Origin of the sequence: Prosthecobacter fluviatilis, from assembly GCF_042655725.1 — a bacterium.
GTDB lineage: Bacteria > Verrucomicrobiota > Verrucomicrobiia > Verrucomicrobiales > Verrucomicrobiaceae > Prosthecobacter > Prosthecobacter fluviatilis.
Genome location: NZ_JBHSMQ010000007.1, coordinates 337,695 through 356,840, shown reverse-complemented (window position 1 = coordinate 356,840; position 19,146 = coordinate 337,695). Strand labels below are relative to the sequence as shown.

Annotated in this window: 18 protein-coding genes and 1 tRNA gene; 16 read left to right on the top strand and 3 right to left on the bottom strand. The window is 62.3% G+C overall.

The window, feature by feature from the left end:
* The first annotated feature begins 19 nt into the window (after nucleotides 1–19).
* Nucleotides 20–1,231 (top strand): MFS transporter, encoded by a 1,212-nt coding sequence (locus tag ACFQDI_RS18910; RefSeq protein WP_377169720.1) that lies wholly within the window; start codon nucleotides 20–22, stop codon nucleotides 1,229–1,231.
* Between the two features lie 240 nt (nucleotides 1,232–1,471).
* Here ACFQDI_RS18910 and ACFQDI_RS18905 read toward each other — a convergent pair.
* A tRNA-Pro gene (locus ACFQDI_RS18905) sits at nucleotides 1,472–1,548 on the bottom strand.
* 169 nt (nucleotides 1,549–1,717) lie between these two features.
* Here ACFQDI_RS18905 and ACFQDI_RS18900 point away from each other — a divergent pair.
* The 8 genes from ACFQDI_RS18900 to ACFQDI_RS18865 all read left to right on the top strand — a co-directional run bounded on the left by ACFQDI_RS18900 (nucleotide 1,718) and on the right by ACFQDI_RS18865 (nucleotide 11,198).
* Nucleotides 1,718–2,794, top strand: a complete 1,077-nt coding sequence (locus ACFQDI_RS18900) for an ABC transporter ATP-binding protein (protein ID WP_377169718.1) — start codon at nucleotides 1,718–1,720, stop codon at nucleotides 2,792–2,794.
* A gap of 493 nt (nucleotides 2,795–3,287) precedes the next feature.
* The gene (locus ACFQDI_RS18895) at nucleotides 3,288–4,973 is read left to right on the top strand and encodes an ABC transporter substrate-binding protein (protein WP_377169716.1); all 1,686 of its coding nucleotides are present in this window, start codon (nucleotides 3,288–3,290) and stop codon (nucleotides 4,971–4,973) included.
* A 23-nt stretch (nucleotides 4,974–4,996) separates the two neighbouring features.
* Nucleotides 4,997–6,694 (top strand): ABC transporter permease, encoded by a 1,698-nt coding sequence (locus ACFQDI_RS18890; RefSeq protein ID WP_377169714.1) that lies wholly within the window; start codon nucleotides 4,997–4,999, stop codon nucleotides 6,692–6,694.
* 22 nt (nucleotides 6,695–6,716) lie between these two features.
* A complete protein-coding gene (locus ACFQDI_RS18885; RefSeq protein WP_377169711.1) occupies nucleotides 6,717–7,274 on the top strand; it encodes an AlkZ-related protein in 558 nt (185 codons plus the stop codon).
* Entirely contained in the window at nucleotides 7,271–8,227 is a 957-nt protein-coding gene (locus ACFQDI_RS18880) for a helix-turn-helix transcriptional regulator (RefSeq protein WP_377169710.1), read from the top strand. Before ACFQDI_RS18885 ends, ACFQDI_RS18880 begins: the two co-directional genes overlap by 4 nt.
* 458 nt (nucleotides 8,228–8,685) lie before the next feature.
* Nucleotides 8,686–9,138 carry a VOC family protein gene (locus ACFQDI_RS18875; RefSeq protein WP_377169708.1) on the top strand — a complete coding sequence of 151 codons (453 nt, stop codon included), beginning with the start codon at nucleotides 8,686–8,688 and terminating at the stop codon, nucleotides 9,136–9,138.
* A gap of 158 nt (nucleotides 9,139–9,296) precedes the next feature.
* Entirely contained in the window at nucleotides 9,297–10,367 is a 1,071-nt protein-coding gene (locus ACFQDI_RS18870) for a hypothetical protein (protein WP_377169706.1), read from the top strand.
* Between the two features lie 120 nt (nucleotides 10,368–10,487).
* Nucleotides 10,488–11,198 (top strand): hypothetical protein, encoded by a 711-nt coding sequence (locus ACFQDI_RS18865; RefSeq protein WP_377169704.1) that lies wholly within the window; start codon nucleotides 10,488–10,490, stop codon nucleotides 11,196–11,198.
* Between the two features lie 221 nt (nucleotides 11,199–11,419).
* Here ACFQDI_RS18865 and ACFQDI_RS18860 read toward each other — a convergent pair whose 3' ends face one another.
* Nucleotides 11,420–12,598: an NAD(P)/FAD-dependent oxidoreductase gene (locus tag ACFQDI_RS18860; RefSeq protein WP_377169702.1), complete on the bottom strand. Its 1,179-nt coding sequence runs from the start codon at nucleotides 12,596–12,598 to the stop codon at nucleotides 11,420–11,422.
* Nucleotides 12,599–12,651: 53 nt separating this feature from the next.
* Between ACFQDI_RS18860 and ACFQDI_RS18855 the strand changes: the two genes are divergently transcribed.
* A complete protein-coding gene (locus tag ACFQDI_RS18855) occupies nucleotides 12,652–13,665 on the top strand; it encodes a tetratricopeptide repeat protein (protein ID WP_377169700.1) in 1,014 nt (337 codons plus the stop codon).
* Nucleotides 13,666–13,713: 48 nt separating this feature from the next.
* On the opposite strand, the gene mnmA is transcribed toward ACFQDI_RS18855, so the two are convergent.
* Nucleotides 13,714–14,841 carry a tRNA 2-thiouridine(34) synthase MnmA gene (mnmA, locus tag ACFQDI_RS18850; RefSeq protein ID WP_377169698.1) on the bottom strand — a complete coding sequence of 376 codons (1,128 nt, stop codon included), beginning with the start codon at nucleotides 14,839–14,841 and terminating at the stop codon, nucleotides 13,714–13,716.
* Between the two features lie 152 nt (nucleotides 14,842–14,993).
* On the opposite strand from mnmA, the gene aroQ reads away from it, so the two are divergent.
* The 6 genes from aroQ to ACFQDI_RS18820 all read left to right on the top strand — a co-directional run bounded on the left by aroQ (nucleotide 14,994) and on the right by ACFQDI_RS18820 (nucleotide 19,092).
* A complete protein-coding gene (gene aroQ / locus ACFQDI_RS18845) occupies nucleotides 14,994–15,551 on the top strand; it encodes a gamma subclass chorismate mutase AroQ (protein ID WP_377169696.1) in 558 nt (185 codons plus the stop codon).
* A gap of 62 nt (nucleotides 15,552–15,613) precedes the next feature.
* Nucleotides 15,614–16,273: a hypothetical protein gene (locus tag ACFQDI_RS18840; RefSeq protein ID WP_377169694.1), complete on the top strand. Its 660-nt coding sequence runs from the start codon at nucleotides 15,614–15,616 to the stop codon at nucleotides 16,271–16,273.
* A gap of 17 nt (nucleotides 16,274–16,290) precedes the next feature.
* A complete protein-coding gene (locus ACFQDI_RS18835) occupies nucleotides 16,291–16,857 on the top strand; it encodes an NUDIX domain-containing protein (protein ID WP_377169692.1) in 567 nt (188 codons plus the stop codon).
* 67 nt (nucleotides 16,858–16,924) lie between these two features.
* Nucleotides 16,925–17,167, top strand: a complete 243-nt coding sequence (locus tag ACFQDI_RS18830) for a DUF4404 family protein (RefSeq protein ID WP_377169690.1) — start codon at nucleotides 16,925–16,927, stop codon at nucleotides 17,165–17,167.
* Between the two features lie 114 nt (nucleotides 17,168–17,281).
* On the top strand, nucleotides 17,282–17,773 hold the full coding sequence (rplI, locus tag ACFQDI_RS18825; protein ID WP_377169689.1) for a 50S ribosomal protein L9: 492 nt from the start codon (nucleotides 17,282–17,284) through the stop codon (nucleotides 17,771–17,773).
* Nucleotides 17,774–18,054: 281 nt separating this feature from the next.
* A complete protein-coding gene (locus ACFQDI_RS18820; protein ID WP_377169687.1) occupies nucleotides 18,055–19,092 on the top strand; it encodes a Gfo/Idh/MocA family protein in 1,038 nt (345 codons plus the stop codon).
* The last annotated feature ends 54 nt before the right edge of the window (nucleotides 19,093–19,146 follow it).

Below are 19,146 nucleotides of genomic sequence, written 5' to 3'. Positions count from 1 at the left end.
CTCCCACTCCACACTCACCATGCAATCCACCCTCAAGATCAAGCTCTCCCTCTTCATGTTTCTCCAGTACTTCATCTGGAGCAGCTGGTACATGACGCTGGGCAGCTACCTCGGCACCCTGAACTTCAGCGGCACCGAGATCGGGGCCTCCTATGGCGCGTTTGCGTGGGGTGCCATCCTTTCGCCCTTCATCGTGGGATTGATCGCCGACCGCTTCTTTGCCTCGGAGAAAATCATCGCCGTGCTCGGCATCGCGGGCGGGCTGGTGATGTTTTACATCCCGCAGCTGAAGACCTTCGGCAGCGTCTATCCCACGCTCATCCTCTACTGCACGCTCTACGCGCCCACGCTGGCTTTGGGGAATTCCATCTCCATGACGCATCTCGCAGACGCGAAGAAGGACTTCCCTTTTGTGAAGATCTTCTCCGCCGTGGGCTGGATCGCGGGTGGCGTGGTGCTCAGCCAGTTGAAGGGGGAGCAGTCAGCGCTGCAATACTACCTGGCAGGCGGCACCTCGATGGTGTTTGGCCTGTTTGCCCTGACGCTGCCGCACACGCCGCCGAGAAAGAAAGGCCAGGACGTGCCGCTGGGCGAAGTCCTCGGGCTGGATGCGCTGGCGCTGCTCAAGAAGCCCACCTTTGCCATCTTCATCCTGTGCATGTTCCTCATCTGCATCCCGCTGTACTTCTACTTTGTGAACATGGGCACCTACCTCACGCAGCTCAAGTGGGCGGACATGGCGCAGAAGATGACGCTGGCGCAGGTCTCCGACATCGTCTTCCTCCTGCTGCTGCCGCTGATGCTCAAGAAGCTCGGCTATAAGAAGACCACCTTCCTCGGCATCCTGTCCTGGGCCGTGCGCTACTTCATGCTCAGCGCCAGCGCTGCCAGCAGCGGCACCGTGCTCATTTTTGCCGCCATCCTGCTGCATGGCGTCTGCTATGATTTCCTCTTCATCGCCGGGCAGCTCTACGTGGACAGCGAGGCCAGCGAACGCACACGCGGCGCCGCACAGGGCCTCATCGCCATCATCCTCTGGGGCTTCGGCTCACTGGTCGGCACCTACCTGGCTGGATATTTCATGGATCAGCACAAACTCGCCACGCCGAAAGGTGCCGTCACCCACGACTGGTCCGCCATCTGGGCCACGCCTGCGTGGATCGCTGTCACCGTGCTGGTGGTGTTTGTGATCTTCTTCCGCGAACCGCAGAAAGCGCCTGCGGGTGCATGAGGCGCACAGGAGCGCGGAATTTATTCCGCAGCATTCCGACAACACGCATACCTCCGCTTCAGATTGAGTTCTTCAGCAATCGCAGCGCTACGGAGTGCTGGCCACAGGGTCTGCAGCAGATAAGCGGGTCATCGGCTTGACGGGAAGGTTCGCCGTTAAGAGCCTTGGCGCTTCGGCGGAGAGCTGCGGAATAAATTCCGCGCTCCAAAGCGCCATTCGTGGCGCTGAAACGTTAAACCGTGGTCGGGCTGGCGAGATTCGAACTCACGACCTCTTGCACCCCATGCAAGCGTTCTACCAGGCTGAACTACAGCCCGACCTAGGTTTTAACAGTGCCACCAGTCGAGGCCGCTTTTGGGGTGGCTCCGGTTGGTGGGACGCGCATTTTGGAGAGTCCCGCAGGCTTTGCAACTGCGATGTTGAGTTCTTGTGAGAATGTCTGTGAAACTTGCCATCACCCTGCCGCTCAGGTAGAACCACATCCGCATGGTCACGATCACGATTCAGGAACTCACCAAACGCTTCAGCGGCAGTGTCGTGCTGAGCAGCGTGGACCTGCAGATCGCCGCCGGGGAGCTGTTCTTTCTGCTGGGGCCCAGCGGCTGCGGCAAGACGACGCTGCTGCGGCACATCGCGGGCTTCTACAAGCCGGACGCCGGGAAGATCTGGTTTGACGAGGAGGAGGTGACCCGCCTGCCGGCGCACAAGCGCGGCACGGGCATGATGTTTCAGAGCTACGCCCTGTGGCCGCACCTGAACGTGGCGCAAAACGTAGCCTTTGGCCTGGAGGAGCGCGGGCGCCCGCGGCGGGAGATCGAGCATCGTGTCGCGGAAATCCTGGAGCAGGTGAAGCTGGACGGCCTGGGCTCGCGCAAGATCCAGCAGCTCTCCGGCGGGCAGCAGCAGCGCGTGGCGCTGGCCCGCGCGCTGGTGATCCGCCCCAAGTGCCTGCTGCTGGACGAGCCGCTGTCCAACCTGGATGCCAAGCTGAGGCTGGAGATGCGCGCGGAGATCCGCCACATCGTGAAGCAGCACGGTCTGACCGCCATCTACGTGACGCATGACCGCGACGAGGCGCTGAGCATGGCAGACCGCATGGCCATCATGGACGCGGGCAGGCTGGTGCAGGTGGGTACCCCGGAGGACATCTACCGCCACCCAGCCACGCGCATGGTCGCGGAGTTCATCGGCGAGACCAATTTCATCGAAGGCCGCGCGCTGCGCGCCAGCAGTCGCGAAGGATACTTTGATGTGGAGACGTCCTCCGGCACGCTGCGCGCCCGCACCGACGGCACCTGGCAGCCCGCCAGCGGCCAGCCCGTGGTGCTGAGCATCCGCCCCGAGTCGCTGACCTTTGGGAATGTGCTGGATTCACCGAACCGCTTCCCCGGCCAAATCGTGGACACCACCTACCTCGGCGCGACGGTGCAATATCTGCTGCAACTCCCCGGCGGTCCGCTCATCAAGGTGTGCGAGACCAACCCCCAGGAAATCCGCCTGCCCAGCGAAGACGAAGTGCGGGTGATGGCAGCGATGAATGACGTGGTGATTTTGCGGAAATGAAGACTCCAGGCTTCAACTCCCTGCGGCTGATTCCAGGCTCGTCCTCGTTCTTAGCGCACCGCCACGCCCAGCGCATGCGTGCTACCCCAGGCACGTACTGCAGTAATGCCTTCAGTCGCTCCGGCCGTAGGTCGGGTGTGTTTGGCGTCGAGCGCGTTTCCATTTGTCACAGCCCGCTCCGCCAAACCGCCCGACTGCGAGGACGTCCGTACGCCTTGGTGTTTGCCGTACGCTCATGGACGGGCGGGCTTCGCCACACCCATCCTACGACCCTGCAGCCGCCCTCTTCGCCAAACCGCCCGACAGCGAGGGTGTGCGTACGCCATGGCGTTTGCAGCACGCTCATGGACGGGCGGGCTGTCGCCACACCCATCCTACGGGCGGACGCCCTGCGGACGTTTGACGAGCTTGAGCTGAGGGCGCGGGTGAATCGAGGACGAACACGATTCAGAGTTCGCGCGAGCGCCCGTTTGAAAGGGGGCACCTCATTGCAATGAGTGGTATCTTCCACCATCCGCGTGTGCAGGCCCTGCTCTCCTGGGCGCAGGGCTGGCGCAAGGAGCTGGCGGTCTTCCTTCTCATGCTGGCCACCCTGGCGGGGCCGTTTCTGCTCAAACCAACGCAGAGCACGGCACCGGCGCGTTACGACCGTCGGCTGGTCATCATCACGCCGCACCATGACCGCATCCGCGAGGAGTTTGGGCATGCGTTTGCTGCGCATTGGAAGCAGACCACCGGGCAGACGGTCTTTCTCGACTGGCGCGTGCCGGGCGGCACCTCGGAGATCGCCATGCTGATCAAGTCGGAGGCGCTGGCGGCCTTTCAGCTGCTCTGGGAGACGAAGCTGCACCAGCCCTGGAGCCCCGCCGTGGCGCAGGCCTGCCTGAACCCCAAGGCCGCGCCGGATGATCCTGCGCGCAAGGCCTACCTGGCCTCCACGGTGGGCACGGGCATCGATCTCTTCTTTGGCGGTGGTGCGTATGACTTCGAGCAGCAGGCGCGCATGGGCACGCTGGTGGCGGGCGATGGCGAAAAGACGGGCCTCAGCGCGCTGGCAAAGCAACACCCCGCGTGGTTCAGCGACGCCGGCATCCCTGAAAAACTCAGCGGCGAGCCCTTTCGCGATCCGCAGCATCGCTGGTGCGGCGCGTGCCTTTCGAGCAGCGGCATCGTTTTCAATCGCGATGTGCTGCGCCGCCTCGGCATCGCCGAAGATCCGGCCACCTGGGCGGATCTCGCCGACCCGAGTTACTACGGGCAGATCGCATTGAGCGATCCGGGCAAGAGCGGCTCCGTGACCAAGGCGCTGGAAATGATCATCCAGCAGGAGATGCAGAAGGCGCACGCCCGGCTGCTGGCGCTGCCAAAGTCCAAGCTCACGCCCGAGCAGATTGAGGCCCAGGCCGTGGCGGAAGGGTGGAACGAGGGGCTGAGGCTCATCCTGCGCATCAGTGCGAATGCACGCTACTTCACCGATTTCTCCACCAAGATCCCGCTGGAGGTCGCGAAGGGAGATGCCGCTGCGGGCATGTGCATCGACTTCTACGGCCGCTCGGCGGAGGAGGACGTGCGCCGCGCAGACGGCACCTCGCGCGTGGGCTTCATCGCCCCGCTCGGCGGCACCTCGGTGAGTGTCGATCCCATCGGCCTGCTGCGCGGCGCGCCGGATGCGGAGCTGGCCACCGCCTTCATGGAGTTTGTGCTGGGGGATGCCGGGCAGAAGCTGTGGAGCTACCGCGTGGGCGAGCCCGGCGGCCCGCGCGAGCACGCCCTGCGCCGCCTGCCCGTGCGGCACGATCTCTACACGCCGGAAAACATCGCCCGCATGAGCGACGGCAAGGAGGCCCCCTTTGAAAAAGCCCAGGCCTTCACCTACCACCCGGAGCGCACCGCTGCGCTCTTCAACACCATCCGCTTCCTCGTGCGCGTCATCTGCGTGGACTCGCACGCCGAGCTGCACGCCGCCTGGAAGACCCTCATCGACCACGGCATGCCCGAGCGCGCCGTGCAGGTGCTGGAAGACCTCGCCCGCGTGAAGCACGAAGCCGCCGCCGGCAACATCTCAAAAATCCTCTCCGCTCGCGACAAAGTCCAGGAAACCCGCCTCGCCCGCGAACTGGGGGATGCCTTTAGAAACCAGTTCATCAAGGCCGCACGGATCGCAGAGAGCGGGCGGTGAAATTCCAACTTGGAAACAAAGCCATGTCGAAACTCCTCTCACTGCTGATCTTCCTGGGGATGACCGCGTTTTTCGCGTGCTTCTTTGCCTGGCCCATCTGGGCGGCGCTGGAGGCGGCGTTTCGCGGGCCGGACCATCGGTTCACGCTGGATTATGTGTCGGAGGTTTTTCTCAATGCGCTCTACCGCGAGGGGCTGTGGAATTCCTTTATCATCGCTGTGTGGACGACGCTGGGCTCTCTCTGCGTGGCGCTGCCGCTGGCGGTGTGCTACGTGCGCTTTGCCTTCCCCGGACGGGCGCTGCTCAATTCCCTGGTGCTCATGCCCATGATCCTGCCGCCGTTTGTCGGGGCCATCGGCATCAAGGCCATGCTGGGGCAGGCGGGCGCGCTGAACAGCCTGCTCATCAGCCTGGGCCTGATGGACGCCATGCATCCCACGGACTGGCTGGGGCAGCACCGCATGCTGGGCATCATCGTCATGGAGGTGCTGCACCTCTACCCGATCATCTACCTGAATGCGGCGGCGGCTTTGTCCAATCTGGACCCGGCGCTGGAGGAGGCGGCGGCAAACTTGGGCTGCCATGCGTGGAGCCGCTTCTGGCGCGTGACGCTGCCGCTCATCATGCCCGGCGTGTTTGCGGGCGGCACCATCGTGTTTGTGTGGGCCTTTACCGAGATGGGCGTGCCGCTGCTGTTTGACTACGATCGCGTGACGGCGGTGCAGATCTTCCGCAGCATCAATGACCTCAGCGGCAACCCCTTCCCCTACGCGCTGGTGGCGGTGATGCTGGGCTTCAGCACGCTCTTTTACCTGGCCAGCCGCCTGCTCTTTGGCAGGGCGGACTCCGCTGGCGGCGGCGGCCGCGCCACGACGGCGCGCGAGACGATCGCGCTGCCCGCCGGTGCCGGATGGGTGTGCACCGCCTTCTTTGCAGGCGTGACCTTTCTGGCAGTGCTGCCGCACCTGGGCGTGGTGCTGCTGTCGTTTTCGCAGGACTGGTACGGCACGGTGCTGCCGCACTCGCTCACGCTCCAGCATTATCGCGATGCCCTGGGGCATGAGCTCACGCTCTCGTCCATCGCCAACAGCCTGAAGTACTCCACGCTGGCCATGCTGCTGGCGCTCATCCTTGGCATCGGCGTGGCCTACGTGTCCGTGCGCACGCGGCTGTGGGGCCGCCAGCTTCTGGATGCCATGGCGATGCTGCCGCTGGCAGTTCCTGGTATCGTGATGGCCTTTGGCTATCTGGCCATGACGCGGGAGGGCCGCCCCTTCCACTGGCTCATGCTTGGCGAAGACCCGCTGATGCTGCTGGTGATCGCCTACGCGGTGCGCAGGCTGCCCTACGTGGTGCGCTCTGCCGCCGCCGGATTCCAGCAGGTGAGCCCCGCGCTGGAGGAGGCCGCGCAAAACCTCGGTGCACGCCCGGAGCGCGCGCTGTGGCGCATCACCCTGCCGCTGGTCACGCCCAACCTCGTCGCGGGCGCGCTGCTGGCCTTTTCCTTTGCCATGCTGGAGGTGAGCGACAGCATGATCCTCGCACAGCAGTCCAGCTACTTCCCCATCACCAAGGCCATCTACTCACTCGTGCTCGCGCTCGGCAGCGGGCCCAATCTCGCCTCCGCCCTGGGCGTGTGGGCCATGATCTTCCTCGCCGTGACCATCCTCGGGGCGGGAGTGATTTTGGGCAAAAAATTGGGGACGTTGTTCCGGGGATGAGCGACATGCTGCTGCTCTTTGCATGAAGCCCAAGCACCCCGCCAAAATCAAAACCTTCGAGCAAGCGTACCAGTTCGTCTTGCAGGCAAAGACCTGCCTCATCTTTGGCTCCAAGTGCTCTGATCTCCCCAGCCTTTGGGACGTGGTGGACCTGCCCGGCAGGCAGCCAGGCCAGAAGGGCTGGGGCCGGAAAGTGGAGGCCGTCTGGGCGTGGAAAAACGAGCTGCCCGCGCAGTTTCCCGACGAGATCTTTTACGGCAAGCTTCCCGGTGGGCTGGCGGCACTCATGTGCCTGGAGCACCTGCGGCGCGTGCACTACCCGGCGCATCATCGCCCGGTCTCGCAGTGCAGCCCGCTGGCGCGGCGTGCGTATGAGCTGATCCGCAGCGAGCCGCACACCACGGCGGAGCTGCGCAGGGCGCTCTCGCCTTCGGGGGCTGTGAGCAAGAGCAAGGTGGACAGCGCGCTGGTGGAGCTGCAGGTGACGCTGAACATCACGCGCTCCAACGCCCCCAATCTGAAACGCGACACATGGCTGCCCTTTGCGGAGCAGTACCCGGACATCGGAGGTGGCGAATGAACCGCACGGACCGCCTCGTCTCCATGGTCATGCTGCTGCAGTCGCGCCGGGTCATCACCGCCGCACAGCTGGCCGAGCATTTTGAGATCACCGAGCGCACGGTGTACCGCGATCTTGCCGCACTGGGAGAGGGCGGAGTGCCCATCGTGGGAGAGCCCGGCGTGGGCTACAGCCTCATGAGCGGCTACACCCTGCCTCCCGTCATGTTTTCTCCGGAGGAGGCCTTTGCCTTTGTCACCGGCGGGCTGCTGGTGGAGCGCATGACGGACGCCTCCATGCGCGATGCCATCCGCTCCGCCATGGGCAAAGTCACCGCCGTGCTGCCCTCCGGCCTGCAGGGCCGTGTGGACCGCCTGCGCAAGACGACGGTCATCGGTACCCGCCCGCCCACCAAAGGCAGCGTGCCCCTCACCACCGTGCAGCGGGCCATGGCCGAAGGCCGCGTGCTGCGGCTGAACTACCTGGGCGCTGCACGCGGAGAGCCCACCGAGCGTCTGGTGGAGCCGCGCGGGCTGGTCTTTTACATGGACCACTGGCACCTCATCGCCTGGTGCCGTCTGCGCGAGGACATGCGGGACTTTCGTGTGGACCGCATCGTCCGCTGCGAGACGCTGCCGGAGCCCATCCCGCCGTGTCCGGAGTTCAATCTCAACGAGCACCTCGCCCGCTGCATCGTGCCAGAGCGCAGCGAGTTTGCCGTCATCGAAATCCCTGATTACCTCCTCGAAGGTGTCCGCCGCTTCTGGGGGCCGACGATTGTGGAGGAGGAGCCGCTCGCCTGCAGGCGTGCCAGCGTGCGCTTCGCCTTTCGGGCCGAAGGAATACCCTACGTCTCCCGCTGGCTGCTGAGCCTGGGCACGGATGCGGAGATCGTCTCGCCAGAGGTGCTGCGGGAAAAGGTGGCCGAGATGGCGCAGGCCACTGCGGAGCATCATCGGCGCGGCGTGAAATAGGTACGCGAATGGCTGGGCACAGCGCAGGGCTTTGGATGGATAATAGCACCCGCAGTTGAAAAGCGGTCTTTGCTCGCAGCGGAAAGCAGAAGCTCGGCTGGAGCTGAGGTGCCGGGGCTTGGCGCGAAGCTCTGGAGGAGGGGGACCATCCTGGTCCCTCAGCGCTCCGCAAGGTCTGCCCTTCTTATCAACGGTTCATGGCATAAGAGCCGGGGGTGTAGCGGAGCGTTCCCTTGTTCCGCAGGAACAAGGCTACTTGGCTGCGCCTAGCGTGGGAGCGGCACCGCAAAGCCGCAGCGGGTGCGTCTTTTTGAAAGCATTCCGGATCATTCCGCCGCAAAAAACACCTCCCCTCAAAAACACCCCTGACATAACGCTGTCAGGGGCAGGCGCGAATGCTGGCGGGTGATCGCAACTGAATGCGGTCCATCTCAACAAACCACAAGACAAGACCACCCATGAGCCAGACCACCCCACCCACCGTCTCCTTTTCCCTCACCTGCAAAAGCGCCGCCGATGCGCTCGATTTCTACACTCGGGCCTTCGGTGCCGTGGAGCTGTTCCGTCTCTCCCCGGCCCCTGGCGTGGTGCCGCATGCGGAGTTCATGATCGGCAACACCCACATCTACATCTCGGACGAGGCCCCCTGCTCCAACGCCCACGCCATCCCGGAAGGTGGCATGGCTCCCTGCGGGTTTACGATCCAGGTCGAGGACTGCGACAAAGCCTTTGAGCGCGCCCTGGCCGCAGGCGGCTCTCCGCTGAGCCCCTCGCGGGATCAGTTCTGGGGCAGCCGCACGGCCATGCTGAAGGATCCCTTTGGCTACCGCTGGAGTTTCAGCCAGCACCTCGAAGACGTAGCTCCGGAGGAGTTGCTCAAGCGCGCCCAGGCTTTCATGAGCGGAAACTGAGCGGCAACGCCGGGGGAGCGTAACGCGGACTAACAGACAACGGTGGAACGTATCCACCGTTGTCAATTCGCATGCGAGGTTCCATTCTGGAAAAAATGAGTGAACCACGTCCATTCACGCCCGCGCACAAGTTTGTCGGGGCTTCCTTAATCATTGGGGTGGTCCTCTTGTTCGCGCTGGCCGGAGTCTTGGTTTATCGTCTCTTTTATGAAGACGACTACCCAGCTCCTCCCATCCGGCCAAGGCCAAAGGCAGTTCAACTGACGCAGCAGCAGGAGGCCAGTCTTTCCGACTGGGGGCGCAAAATCGCCAGCCTTGCCAGTGAGGACCTGGGACAGGAACTTTCACCCATGCATGACCGCGATGCCATTGCCGCGCTCGTATTGGACGGCATCGATGGCAAAGAAGTACGGCAAACGCTGGATGAGGCGATCAGGTTTGCGGTGAGCTACAAAGCCGGCGGCTTTCTTGCTCAGGCCTGCGGCCATCCGGTGCATTTTCTGCGGGTCTGCACCCGTGCGGGCTTTCCGGCGGTCACCCTCCGCGTTGACTATGAAAACGGGCTCATTGGCTACATGGATGTGCTTTTGCAGCCAGCAGGCGGGCAGTTCAAAATCATCGACGTTTACAATTACCTCAGCGGAGAATGCCGGACAGAGGATTTCCGCTGCAACATGGTTGCCTTTTTCGTCGCCCGACATTCGGAGATTATTTCGAAGTGGCTGGACAGCTGGAATCTAAAGAAAGAAGATGCCGAATACCTGCTCTTGCTGATCAAGGCCCGACGCAAAGGAGATGAAGAGGAGATCCTTGCCGTGTGCGATCAGGCACCCGGGCATCTTCGGAACAACAGACTTGTGTTTTTCACCCGCACCCAGGTGCTGCAGCGGCTCTCCATCTCAAATCCCCGCTACGAGCGGCTCTCTTTTGAAGCCATGCAAAACCCGCCGCGCATGCCAGAAACCCCGCATGTCCTCGAACTCATGCTCATCCCGAAGTTGCTGGCCTCTTTCGACTACCAGACGGCGGACGATGCCGTGGGAAAAGTCATGGCCGTGATCGGGGACGATGCCTACCTGATGTGCCTGCGGGCGGAGATCAAATTTAACCTGATGGACATGGAGGCGGCCAGAGCCCTGTTGCGTAGAGCCGCTGAACTGGAGCCTGATCTGCCGCTGCTGGAGGAGAAGAAGCGCGAGCTGAAATTTCCGCAGAAAAGTGAGTGCTGAGTGTTCCAAAACGCATGAAGCCGCGCACAGGTCAGGTGCTGAGTTATTCACAATAGCTTTAATGTAACGTTAATAAGGTTTCCTTGACCTCAGCTCGCTCTACCGCTGAAATAGTGCGTTATGAGACGCCCGTGGATCAAAATCGAAACCAGCACGCCGGACAAGCCGGAGATTTGCAGCATCGCCACCTACCTGAAGGTGGATGAAGACACGGTGGTGGGAAAGCTGGTCAGGCTGTGGTCCTGGGCAGAACTGAACCGCATTGAACCTAACGATCTTGGAGTTACCAAGGAGTTTCTGGACAAGGTAGTGGGACGCAAAGGATTCGCAGCGGCGCTAATGCAGGCTGGGTGGCTGATCGAGACCGAGGGCAAACTGAGCTTTCCTAACTTCAAACGTCACAACAGCCCTGTGGCGCAGAACAAAGCCCTCACCGCCAAGCGTGTGGCCCGCCATCGTTTGCGGAAGGCCAAAAGTAACGAAAAGATAGCGGACAAAGCGTTGCCTAAACAGCCGCTGGAAGAGGCACAGGCTGAGCCGGAAGTCATAGAGACACCCACTGAAGAACTCAATGTTCCACAAGTAATTACTGAGGAAAAGCCATTGGTAATCAGTGAAAAAATCGTTATTGAGACTGCCCCTGAGGGTAACTTTGAGGTAACGCCTGAGCCCGCTCCGGCTGCTACCCCAGCTCCTGAACCGGAGCCTGAGATCTCCCCCGCTGTGGTGGCGGAAATCTTGGCAGAGACGGTGTCCACTGAAGAGCCTGCTCCACGCAAGCGACGCTCTAAAGCGGTGACTGCTGAAACGGATCAACCGCTACTGTTCTGAACTTTGAGCAAACCTTTGTAACGGCTGATGGTTACTTAAAGGATGGCAAAGAGAGTTATGCTCCGGGTTATGGCCTGATTAATAGTTAACTTATCCGAAGTAATAAACCACGGTAACTGTCTAAAATTTGGACACTAAGAACTGAGCTCTTTGCATGTGTTAGCGGAGCTTCCAAACATGGCTGCGACTAGGGGGCGCAGGGAACTGAAACTTTTACACCGTTACTCGGCAGCCCGTGCGCCATCTGAACTGACCGCCGTCTTTTCACGCCAAGCGTAACGCTGCGTCCATGGATTCGGCCGATGCTCCACAACGTCTGCAATGATCTCTCCCATGACCGGGGTGAACTTGAAGGCATGGCCAGAATCCCCAGCCGCGACAACGAGGCCGGGGTGCGCAGGGTCGTGGCCGATCCAGAAGGCCCCGTCAAAGGTGTCGCAATACTGGCAGACGCGGGTGGAGTGCAGTGGGGCTGTCGCCAGGGCCGGGAAGGTCTCCCGCAGAAAGGCGCGGTAACGCTCCTCCTCACCGGCAGGCAGGCTGCGCGGCTCATTGGCGTTCACCCGGCGGCCGGGGCCATGGTTCGCCACTTTGACGAGTCCCGCCGCATTGGCCGGAAAGCCGTACCAGCCGGTCCTGCCAATGTCGGCTCCCCAGACGGGAAACTGCGGCGGGGTGAAGGGGCGCGGGTCCTCCGGGCGGAAATGGAAGACGGTTTGAGCGGTGGCCCACATGACGTCCTGCAGGTGGGGCAGCAGCGCAGGCGTCCAGGCTCCGGCGGCCACCAGGACGGCATCGGCGCGCCAAGTCTGCCCGCTGGCGGAGGTGATGCCGGCGCAGCGTCCGTCTTCAAAAAGCGGGCGCGGCTGCGGGATGTTTTCGTGGATTTCCACCCCGGCCTGCCGTGCCTCCTCAGCCAGCCGGGCGATGACACGACCGCTTTCCACCCAACCGCCGACGGGGTTGAGGTAGCCATCCGGGTAAAGAGAGGAATTCCAGGCAGGATGCAGCTCCCGCAGCATTTCGGCGGAGGTGCGGCGTAGCTCATGACCGCGCGCGGTGAGAAACTGGCGGCTGTCATGCTCAAAACCGCCGGGCTGCATCCGCCCCCGGGACATCACGAGAAAGCCCACCTCATGATACAGCGCCTCCTCCCAGCGCGCGTTCCAGTCCCGCCAGCGCCGCAGGCTCAGCTCTCCCATGGCGGTGTGCTGCTCGTCGTCGGCGTAATCCATGCGCACGACCTTGCTGATGTCTGTGGAAGCGGCATCGGGGTGTGGGAGCGGGCCTTGATCGATCAAAGTGACCTGCCAGCCACGGGCACGAAGCTCCAAGGCGGCGGTAAGGCCAAAGCAGCCGCCCCCCAAAATGAGGATGGTTGAAGATTCAGAAAGATTCATCTCGATTTAGCTGATTCAGGAACGTAGGCTGACGGCTTACTTGTTTGTCCCGCATGTGTTTTTGGAAAAAATCGGAAGCCAAACTCTGGCTGATCCTGCCTCAGGCCTTTCTGCTGGTGGGTGCCGGTGCAGCGGAACTCAAGGGACCGCCCTTCCAGCTGGTACTGTCCGGCCTGTCAGGTGAAAAAACGCCGCCCAAGGCCTCTGCTTTCACCCTGGGGCTCGAAGCGCTTGAGGCGAAGGATTACCCGACGGCGCTGACCCATTTTGAGTCCGCGGCGGCATGTGCGCGGCTCGACACCCTGCCCCTCGTCTGGCTGACCTCCCAGTTTCAGGTCTGCCAGACGCTGAATCTGCAGGGCAAGCAAGCCGAGTCGGTGGACCGCGCACGCAAGATCGTCGATACCTGCGAGAGGACCCTCGGGGCAGAAGACCCCATCACCAGCGAGGCCCTCTACCACCTGGCCTTTCTGCTGAAAAACAATGGTCGCCTTGCCGAGGCGGAGCCGGTGTATGTCCGGCATCTGGCCTGCCTGGTGGAAAAGCACGGGCCGGAGAGTTTCTTTGCCGCCTGCGCCCGCACACGGCTGGCAGATCTGCTGATGCTCATGGGCCGGATGGAGGAGGCAGAGCGCCACCACCGCCAGGCGCTCGCCGCAGCTCAGGCCGCCCTGGGGGAGGTGCATGCAGACAACTGCTTTTTCCTCACGCATCTGGCCTACTGCCTGCATGTAGGGCAGAAAAAGCCGGAGGCAGCCGAGCTGATGGACAAAGCCTTCAGCATCGTCAAGACGAGCAATGCGCGCGACCTTTCCCACCAAGTTTCTCTCCTGCGTCGGCAGGCGGAGTTTTTCCGTGACAACCACCAGCTCGACAAGGCCCGCATGACCGGGCGTCTCTGCCTGGAGCTGCTGGTCGCCCGCACTGAAGCCCACCGCAGCCACTTCTTTTATTATGGCCGGGTGAAGGATCTTTATCAGTCCATCCTGGTGGCTGACGGGCTCAAGCCGCATGAGATCAAGTCCCACCTAGCTGAAGTGGAAAATCCGCTGCGCGACGACCGCTGAGCCGCCCACTGCGCCTGCCTCGAATGCCCTGAGGAAGCGCCAGCTCGGCTAGGCGTGCTGGATGGTCTCAAACACCGCGCCACCCAGCAGGCGCTCGCCATCGTAGAGCGCGCAGATCTGGCCTGGAGTGAGCGCACGCTGCGGCTCCTTGTACTCCAGCTCCGCGCGACCATCGCCCAGCGGGCGGAAGGTGGCATCCCCGGCCGGGCAGCGGTAGCGCGGCTGGGCCTGCAGCAGGCGCTTCTCATTCAAAGGCAGTCCGGTGCTGGAGATGGAGTGCAGCGTGGCCTTGCGCGCCCAGAGAAGCGGGGTGTCCGCATTTTCGATGGCAACGACGAGTTCGTTCGTCTGCGGGCGCTTGGCCACCACCACGTAGGCCTGCTTGTGGATGGGGCTGGCCACGCCGTGCCCTTTGCGCTGGCCCAGGGTGTAGAGGTGCAGGCCGCGATGCTCGCCAAGCACCTTGCCTTCCAGGTTCACGATGGGACCGGGCTGGTCCGGCACAAAGGTGCGGAGGAAGTCCTCCATCTTCACCTGCCCGATGAAGCAGATGCCCTGGCTGTCCTTTTTCTCCGCCGTTTTCAGGCCCAACTCGCGCGCACGCTCCCGGAGCTCCGGCTTGAGCAGATGGCCGATGGGAAACTGCGCGATGCGCACCTGCTGCGGCTGCATCATCGCCAGGAAGTAGGTCTGGTCCTTGTTCGGGTCCGCGCCGCGATAGATTGCGTGTTCGCTGTCCTCGGTTCCCGGTTCGCTGTTGAAAACCGGGAACTGAGAACCGGGAACTGAGAACGCCTTGCGCGCATAGTGCCCGGTGGCGATGGCCTCAAAGCCCTGCTCCTGCGCCCAGTCCCAGAGCACGCCAAACTTCATCTCACGGTTGCACATCACATCCGGGTTTGGGGTGATGCCGGCCTGGTAGCCTTCGAGGAGGTACTTCACCACCTTTTCGCGATATTCGGTCATGAGATTGACCACCCGAAACGGGATGCCGAGCTGCTGCGCCACGGCCTCGGCATCGGTGATGTCCTCCTCCCAGGGGCAGTGGCCGATGATGTTCTCCTCGTTAATCCAGTTCTTCATGTACACGCCGGACACGTCGTGCCCTGCGCGGACGAGCTCGGCCGCGGCCACGCTGCTATCCACGCCTCCGGACATGGCTGCGAGAATCTTCATAGGAGGTGGAGAATCGGCGGCTGCGGCGTGGCGTCAATCAGGAGGCGCGACTGCATGAAGGATGGCATGGAGGAAATACGGCCAAGGTGCGAAACAAGGCGGTGGGAAACTGAAGCCCTTTACTCCCGCAGCAGCGGGCTAAGATGAGTGGCATGAGATCCCTCCCGTCCTCCCTCCTGCTGTTGCTGACCCTGCTCATGACCGCTTGCAGCGGCTTGGGTGGCTCGCGCCATTCCCTGCCCGCGCTGATGGTGAAGCGGCTGGACTGGATGGATGACGTGGCGGAGGCCAAGCGCGCCAAAGGGCTGCCCATCACCGACCCAAAGCGTGAAGCGGAACTGCTGCGCAGCATGATGCAGCGAGGCGACGCCGCCGGATTGAATTACGAGAGCGTAAGGCTCTTTTTCAGCGGTCAGATGCAGGCTGCCAAGGTGCGGCAGGAGGAGTGGCTGCACCAGCACCCCGCGGCCACCACGGCTCAGCCCCCCGACCTCGCCACCACCATCCGCCCGGCGCTGGACGAGATCGGGACCCAGATGATCGAGCAACTGGCCGAGGAGACGCGGCACCTGCATCCCATCCAAGCAGCGGCCCTGGTGACTCAGGCGCGAAAACGGCTCATGCAGGCCGGGTATTCAGAGGCCGTGGTCAAGCCCGCCGTGAAGGGGCTGAAAGATGCCATGGACATTTATTTCGCCACCTGGCCGTAAGATAGGAGCAGGCGGGACAAACCCCCGGCTTGATCTTTGGCCGCGCCGCATTCAGATGAGGGATGTCAAAGATCCAAAAGGTCCCCACGGGCGAGTTCCACTCCGGCTACGGCTGCATCATCATGAGCGCGGTGATCGGCATCTTCGGTTTCATCATCTGGTGGAGCTACTACACGTTCAAGACCATGGACGCAGCCATCGCCGAGATCACGCAGCAGGCTCCGGCCAAGCTCCCGGACATCGCCCCGGTGCCCGACCTGCAGCAGCGCCTGACCGATTTCGCCGCCGCCGCGACCGCCGGCAAGCCCGCCACGCTCAAGCTCACCGTGGCAGATCTCAATGCCCTGCTGCTGCTGGCGCCTGAAGGCAGCAACGGCAGCTACAAGGACATGCTGCGTGTGAAGTCACTCGACGCGGCCAAACAGACGATCACCACCGATGCCAGCCTGCCGATGAACACCGCCAGCTTTACCGACGGCACCAAGCGCTACCTCGTGGGCGAGGTGGACTTCATTTTGGAAAAGACCGAACTGGGACCGGACGCCAAGCCAAGCGGCGTACGCGTGCCGGGCAAGACGGTGCCGGAAGAAATGGTCAAAGGCATGGCGATGTACGGCTACATGGGCCCCTACCAGAAAGATCCCAAGCTCGAGCCAGTGCTCAAGGCGATCCAGAAATACCAGGTGGAGGCGGACGGCGTGGTGCTGAGCACCGTGAAGTAATCCTGTATTCCTGGACCATGACCACCCTGCCCCAGCACCCCAATCCCTGGAAAACCGTCTCCACCCGTGAGACCTACGCCAATCCGTGGATCCGCGTGCGCGAAGATCAGGTGATCAAGCCCAGCGGAGGCCCCGGCATCTACGGCGTGGTGGAGTACAAGAACACCGCCGTGGGCGTGATCCCTGTGGATGACGAAGGCCACACCTGGCTCGTCGGCCAGTGGCGCTACTGCCATGGCCGCTACGAATGGGAGATCCCCGAAGGCGGCTGCCCGGCGGGCGAATCCCCTGCCGAGGCGGCCAGACGTGAGCTGCAGGAGGAGACCGGCATCGTCGCCGCCACCATCGAGCCCCTGCTCTCCGGCATCCAGCTTTCCAATTCCACCAGCAACGAGGTGTGCGACATCTTTGTGGCCACCGGCCTTTCCCATGGCGAGGCGCAGCCCGAGGACACCGAGGAGCTCACGGTGCTTCGACTGCCCCTCAGCGAGGCCGTCCAGATGGCCCGTGATGGCCGCATACGCGACAGCGTCAGCGTGCTGGCCCTGCTGGCGGTGGCAGCACGCGGTGATGTGACCGCATGAATGGCGCATCGTTACGCCATCAAAAATCTTGTCTGCATGGCCACCGAGTGACAGATTGGAGAATCTCATGAACACAGAGCAACTCGAACAACTCAAGACGATGGTGGCAAACGCAGGCGACCTGCCGGAAGCCGCAAAGACCAAGCTGATTGAGCTGCTGGAGCAAACCGAGGCTGAGGCCCCCACGGCGGAGCCTGGGCAGGCACGCGGCCAGTGGCTTTCCTCTGTGGAGGAGCTGGAGGCTGCGCACCCTGAGGCCACGGGCTTCATGAACCGGCTGGCCACAGCGCTGGCAAACATGGGCATCTGAGCGGCTGAGCTTTACGGGAAAAATCCCCTTCCCCTAAAAGAACTGTAATCCGCCTTTGACAGAACTTAGGAGGCGTGTAGTTTCGCGCCCCTTTTTCCCCGAGGGAATGTCGCCATGCCAAACACACAAGTTATTCTCAAAGAACAAATCAAAGGCCTCGGAGCCGAAGCTGACGTCGTCAGCGTGAAGCGCGGTTTTGCGCGTAATTTCCTGCTTCCCCAGGGCAAAGCCTACGAGGCCACCAAGGGCAACCTGCGCCACACCGAGCGCCTCAAGGCCGTGCGCGCCGAGCGTGAAGCCAAGGAAGTGGCCGAAGCTGAAAAGATCGCTTCCAAGCTCAAGAAGGTGAAGCTCAAGCTCACGCTGGCCACCGGTCAGGGCGGCAAGGCCTTCGGTTCCATCACCACCATCGACATCGCCAAGGCTCTCTCCGAAGAGTCCAAGATCGAGATCGACCGCCACATGATCGTGCTGGAGAAGCCGATCAAGAACACCGGCAGCTTCGAAATCCAGGTCAAGCTCGGCCACGAGATCAACGCTACCGTCAAGCTGACCGTCACCGCCGCTGGCGACACGACTGCGGCCGAAGAAGCCGAGGCTGAATAAGCCGCGCATCTCTTTTAAAACCCTTCTGCAAAGCCGCGCGATGAGCGCGGCTTTGTTATTTTCAGGAAAGCAGTCCGCAGCTTCAGTGCCTGCTGAGCGCGGAAAGAGCGCAGTTCCAGCACGAGCTGCTGCGCAGCCGCGAAGCGAACCTCATCACCACTTTTCGTTAGGCTCTGCCTAACACATCGGCTCTGGCGCAAAAAGACTCGAAAGAGACACTTCTGTACCGGGTATTGATATTGACAATCATGCCTCCGGTTTGGAGCATGCCACACTACGCCATGAAGAAATACAACGTCGGAATCATCGGATACGGCTGGGCCGCCAGCGCACACATCGAAGCCATCAACAAAACCAAGCAGGGGCAGGTCACCGCGATCTATTCCTCCCGCAAGCTGGATGACGCCGAGCTGAGCGCCAAGCATGGCACGCCGATCAAGAGCTACCAAAACCTTGATGAGATGCTGGCAAATCCAGACATCCATGTGGTGGACATCTCCAGCTACCCGAGCCAGCACCGGGACCAGGCCATCAAGGCCGCAAATGCGAAAAAGCACATCATTCTGGAAAAGCCGATGGCGAATTCCCTTCAGGAAGTGCGCGAGATCGTGGCTGCCGCAAAGGCGAACGGCGTGAAAGGCTGCGTGTGCTTCGAGTGCCGTTTCTCCAACCAGTTTCAGGTGACCAAGGCCCTCATCGACGAAGGCCTGCTGGGCAGCCTGCACTACGGTGAAGTGGACTACTACCACGGCATCGGGCCTTGGTATGGCCAGTTCCGCTGGAACACCGGCAAGAAGGACGGCGGCAGCGCCCTGCTCACCGCCGGCTGCCACGCGCTGGACGCCCTGCTCATGGTCATGGGCGGCGAGATCGAGAGCGTCACCAGCTTCTCCACCAAGACGAAGAGCGAGATCTTCAAGCCCTACGAGTACGACACCACCAGCGTCACGCTGATCCATTTCAAGAACGGCGCCGTGGGCAAGGCGGCCGCCGTGGTGGACTGCCTGCAGCCCTACTACTTCCACACCCACCTGTGCGGCAGCCAGGGCAGCCTGCTGGACGACAAATTCCACTCCATGAAGCTGCACACCGACAAGCACGCATGGAGCAAGCTCTCCATGAAGATGCTCGACTCCGGTGATGTGAGCGACCACCCGTACGAAAGCCAGTTCCAGGCTTTCTTCGATGCCTTGGATGAAGGCAAGGACATGCCGCTGACCAGCTTCCCCGAAGCCATGCGCACCTTTGAAGTGATCTTTGCCTCCGACAAGAGCGCCGAACAGGGCGGCAAGCCGGTGCGCATCGCAGATCTGGACTGAGCCAGGTCTGTGAAGCATCAATCTCGCCCGCAAAAAGCGGGGCCGGAATCTGTG

Excerpts from the sequence above, each read along its gene's own strand:
- ACFQDI_RS18910 (WP_377169720.1), top strand. The coding sequence starts at position 20 with ATGCAATCCACCCTCAAGATCAAGCTCTCCCTCTTCATGTTTCTCCAG.
- ACFQDI_RS18900 (WP_377169718.1), top strand. The coding sequence starts at position 1,718 with ATGGTCACGATCACGATTCAGGAACTCACCAAACGCTTCAGCGGCAGT.
- ACFQDI_RS18895 (WP_377169716.1), top strand. The coding sequence starts at position 3,288 with ATGAGTGGTATCTTCCACCATCCGCGTGTGCAGGCCCTGCTCTCCTGG.
- ACFQDI_RS18890 (WP_377169714.1), top strand. The coding sequence starts at position 4,997 with ATGTCGAAACTCCTCTCACTGCTGATCTTCCTGGGGATGACCGCGTTT.
- ACFQDI_RS18885 (WP_377169711.1), top strand. The coding sequence starts at position 6,717 with ATGAAGCCCAAGCACCCCGCCAAAATCAAAACCTTCGAGCAAGCGTAC.
- ACFQDI_RS18880 (WP_377169710.1), top strand. The coding sequence starts at position 7,271 with ATGAACCGCACGGACCGCCTCGTCTCCATGGTCATGCTGCTGCAGTCG.
- ACFQDI_RS18875 (WP_377169708.1), top strand. The coding sequence starts at position 8,686 with ATGAGCCAGACCACCCCACCCACCGTCTCCTTTTCCCTCACCTGCAAA.
- ACFQDI_RS18865 (WP_377169704.1), top strand. The coding sequence starts at position 10,488 with ATGAGACGCCCGTGGATCAAAATCGAAACCAGCACGCCGGACAAGCCG.
- ACFQDI_RS18860 (WP_377169702.1), bottom strand. The coding sequence starts at position 12,598 with ATGAATCTTTCTGAATCTTCAACCATCCTCATTTTGGGGGGCGGCTGC.
- ACFQDI_RS18855 (WP_377169700.1), top strand. The coding sequence starts at position 12,652 with ATGTGTTTTTGGAAAAAATCGGAAGCCAAACTCTGGCTGATCCTGCCT.
- mnmA (WP_377169698.1), bottom strand. The coding sequence starts at position 14,841 with ATGAAGATTCTCGCAGCCATGTCCGGAGGCGTGGATAGCAGCGTGGCC.
- aroQ (WP_377169696.1), top strand. The coding sequence starts at position 14,994 with ATGAGATCCCTCCCGTCCTCCCTCCTGCTGTTGCTGACCCTGCTCATG.
- ACFQDI_RS18840 (WP_377169694.1), top strand. The coding sequence starts at position 15,614 with ATGTCAAAGATCCAAAAGGTCCCCACGGGCGAGTTCCACTCCGGCTAC.
- ACFQDI_RS18835 (WP_377169692.1), top strand. The coding sequence starts at position 16,291 with ATGACCACCCTGCCCCAGCACCCCAATCCCTGGAAAACCGTCTCCACC.
- ACFQDI_RS18830 (WP_377169690.1), top strand. The coding sequence starts at position 16,925 with ATGAACACAGAGCAACTCGAACAACTCAAGACGATGGTGGCAAACGCA.
- rplI (WP_377169689.1), top strand. The coding sequence starts at position 17,282 with ATGCCAAACACACAAGTTATTCTCAAAGAACAAATCAAAGGCCTCGGA.
- ACFQDI_RS18820 (WP_377169687.1), top strand. The coding sequence starts at position 18,055 with ATGAAGAAATACAACGTCGGAATCATCGGATACGGCTGGGCCGCCAGC.